Origin of the sequence: Nocardia amamiensis, from assembly GCF_015477605.1 — a bacterium.
In the GTDB taxonomy this organism is placed as follows: domain Bacteria; phylum Actinomycetota; class Actinomycetes; order Mycobacteriales; family Mycobacteriaceae; genus Nocardia; species Nocardia amamiensis_A.
Genome location: NZ_JADLQX010000105.1, coordinates 1 through 3,641, shown reverse-complemented (window position 1 = coordinate 3,641; position 3,641 = coordinate 1). Strand labels below are relative to the sequence as shown.

General features: G+C 67.5%; 2 protein-coding genes. Both read right to left on the bottom strand.

The features are described from left to right. Nucleotides 1-148 precede the first annotated feature (148 nt). Entirely contained in the window at nt 149-2,317 is a 2,169-nt protein-coding gene (locus tag IU459_RS36780) for a recombinase family protein (RefSeq protein ID WP_195134194.1), read from the bottom strand. Nucleotides 2,318-2,562: 245 nt separating this feature from the next. Next, entirely contained in the window at nt 2,563-3,345 is a 783-nt protein-coding gene (locus IU459_RS36775) for an IS5 family transposase (RefSeq protein WP_440446558.1), read from the bottom strand. Nucleotides 3,346-3,641: the final 296 nt, after the last annotated feature.

Genomic DNA, 3,641 nt, shown 5'->3' with positions numbered 1-3,641 from the left:
TTTCGATGATCCGGATCATCAACAGTGCCAGCCAGCACAACACGACGTGGGCGCGGATGCGTTCCTCGAGGCGGTGATAGACCGGCCGCAGGTCGAGGATCTGTTTCATGTCCCGCCAGCCGCGTTCAGCGTGTCAACCACAATGCATTCATAACTGTGGTTCGGCTGTGTTATCTGTGGGTTGGGTGGGTGCGGGGTCGTTGTGCCAGCGGCGGCGGACGTGGTAGCCGCGGGGCAGGCGGCGTAGTTGGCGCAGGCGTTCGAGTTCGGTGGGGTCGGCGGTGATGATCCAGCGCCGGGTGTCGGGGTCCTGGCGGGCGGTGACCCAGCCGCGGCGGATCCAGTTGTAGACGGTGACCGGTGGCATGGCCAGTTCGGCGGCCAGCTCGGGCATCCACCAGGTGTGTTGTCCGGGTGGCGGGGTCGGCCGCTGGGTGCGGTGACCGGATCGGCCGGTGGTGGCGCGTAGCCGGTTCACCAGGTCCCGGATTGCTTGGGGGCCAAAGGTTTCGAACCGTTTTGGCGGCCGCAGCCCCTCGTTGTTGAGGGTGTCGGCGATCCGGGTGTCGGACAGGCCGGCGTCGTCGAGTTCCAGCACGCGGGCGACCAGCCGCGGGTAGTAGGAAAGTTGTTCCAGGCGAGCGACTGGGCGGGCCAGCTGTCCGCTGGTGCGGTGCCCGCCGGCCCAGCCGATCTCGGTGGTGACCTGTTCGCTGTCGCCGATCACGGTCACGGTGACGACGTCGATGACCGCGCGTAGCAGTTGTTTGCGGTCGGTGTTGGTCGTGGTGACGGCGCGCCAGAGGGCCGGGACATCGGCGGCGAGACCGCGGATGCGGTCGCGGTCGGCGGCTGAGAGCACTGGCGGGGTGGCGGCGAGGAACCGGTCGTGGTCTTCGCGTAACCGTTCCAGCTCGGCCAGCGCCTGTTCCCAGTCGCGTTCTAAAGTCCTTGACACCAAACGGTTTTCCGGTTCAGTCAGCCGATAGCAGCGGGCGGCCCGGTCGGCGGCGTAGGCGGCGCGTTCCAGGCGCTGGACCCACAAGGCCTCGAGCCTGCCGCGTTCGGCCTCGATCTCGGCCGCCGCGGCCAGTGACACCTCCAGTGCTGCCGGAGCCAGCATCTCCAGCAGCGCCGCGCTGACGTAGGTGTCCACGCATCGGCCGGACAGGCGCTGGCAACAGGGCAGGCCGTAGTCGGCCCGCGCGCGGCAGCAGACGTAGGTATAACCGTTGACGACACCGTCACGGTGGGTGTAGCGCACTGTCATCTTGGCCCCGCATCGGCCGCAGCGCAGCAGCCCGGTCAGCAGCGCTGGACCCTTCCGCACGGCACCCGGGGTGGCAGCGGTGGCCTGATTAGCTTGTAGCCGTGCCAGATTCGCCCGCCAGCGGTCGGCGGTGATGTAGGCGGGCAACCGGTCCGGCAGCACCACCGTCCACTGCTCCATCGGCACGCTCACCTTCCCCGTCGACGGCCGCCCGGCGATCCGCCGCCGCGGATCGACCGATCGGCGCCCGTGCGCGTAGATCCCGGCGTAGATCGGGTGGCGCAGGATGTTGTTGACCGTCATCCGGCTGGGGCGCCGCCACTCCAGCTCACCGGCGTCCGGGCCCTCCCGCAACCGCACCCCGATCCGGATGCCGTGCCCGACCAGATACGCCAGCACCGCGTTGACCGTGCCCAGCTCGTCGAACACCTCGAAGATCAGCTCGATGACCGTGCGAACCTGCTCGTCAGGGTCCTTGACGACCTCACCGGACGGGCGCAGCACGTATCCGGTCGGGACCGCGAAGAACAGCTCGCCGCGTTTGGCCTTGGCGAGGCGACCTGAGGCCATCCGCTGCTTGATCAAATGCAGTTCGACCTCGCTCATGGTGCCCTTCAACCCCAGCAGCAACCGGTCGTTGTGACAGTTCGGATCGTAGACGCCGTCGCTGTCGGCCAGCAGCGTTGCGGCCAGCGCGCACAATTCCATCAGCTGATACCAGTCCCGGCCCGACCGGGCAAGCCGTGAAACCTCCACTCCCACAATGATTCCCACATGACCCAACCCGACCTCGCTGACCAGCTCCGCGAAACCGGCCCGCCCTGCCGTGCTCGCTCCCGACATCCCCACATCGGCATCGATGACCTTCACCCGATCCCGCGCCCACCCCAGCGCGATCGCCCGGTCGACCAGCGCGTACTGCACCCGCAGCGACTCGGTGTGCTCAACCACCTGACGCATCGTCGACTGGCGCACATAGATCACCGCCAGCCGATCGGTGTGCTCGGCGCTCACTTTGCCCGGCCAATCCGGCGTCTTCCCGCTCATCGGCCGCGTCTCCATCATCCGGCCACGTCAGGCGTCGGCGGATCATCCCGGTGAGCACCCGGACCGCCGCGACCCGGCTCGACATGGGCAGATCCACCCACTCGATCCGCTGCGGCTTCACCGCCGGCCTCCACACACGCAGTAGCCTCGACCTGCCGCTTCAACCGCTCGGCCACCGCAGCCAACTGCAGCAAGCCCTCACGTCCAATCATCAACCCCTCCAGCCTGTTCCGGCTACAGGTGCATCATGAACCGCACGCTTCGACAGCGTTACGGTCCCGGTAGACGACCGGATCGAACACCGGCGGCCTGCCACCGCCCGAGCCGCGGTTGCGGCGATGGCCGGCCTGGTCCGCTGGAACCGGGATCGTCACCCGGATCCCGTGCCGACGCAGCCATTCCCGATTTCCTCGACTGGAATACGCCTTGTCGGCCAGCACCCGAACCGGTCGTGATCGTGGCCGGCCACCACCAGTCTTGGGCACCTCGATGCCGTCGAGGACCGCCGTGAACTGGGGACTGTCACCGGCCTGGCCCGGGGTGACCAGCAGCGACAGCACCCGGCAGCCCTGTTCGCAAGCCAGATGCAACTTCGTCGACCATCCGCCCCGCGACCGGCCCAGCCCGTGATCGTCGGGTTCGCGGACCACCCCTCCGGGCGGCTCGGCCTGCCCGTCACCGTCGCGGCGAGCCCCGGCAGCATGCTGATGGGCCCGCAGAATCGTCGAGTCCACGCTCACCTGCCACACGATCCGGTTTGCCGCGTCGGCGAACGCCTGCAGCAACTTCAGGATCAACACCCACACTCCGGCACGCTGCCAGCGCCGGAACAGCCCATACACCGCCAGCCACGACCCATACACCGTCGGGACGTCACGCCACGGTGATCCGACTCGGGTCCGCCACCGGATCCCATCGATGAGCTGCCGTTTCGTCCACTGAGGCGGTCGTCCCGCCTTCTTGTTCCGGGGCAACAACGGTTCCAACCGGGCCCACTGAGCATCGGTCAGGTCCGCGCGCCCCGCCACCACCGTTACGCTGGCCACGAGGTCTCCGGTATTCAAGGTTCTTCTTCGACAGCTGAACCAACTACCGGAGACCTCACCTACATGCCAACGCGGACAACAAATCCCGCTGAACACGTTGATGGGGTGGCACCGCATAGCGGTGCCACCCCATCAACTACTTCGAAACACTCCCTAGATGAATGATTCCAAGGGGTGGGTGGCCTGTGTGCGGGCCGCCGACCCTGGGTCAATGGTCGTAGGCGGTCAGTGACCGGTGGACCGGTGCGTCGGTGTTGTCGTTGTGCCAGATCGCGGCG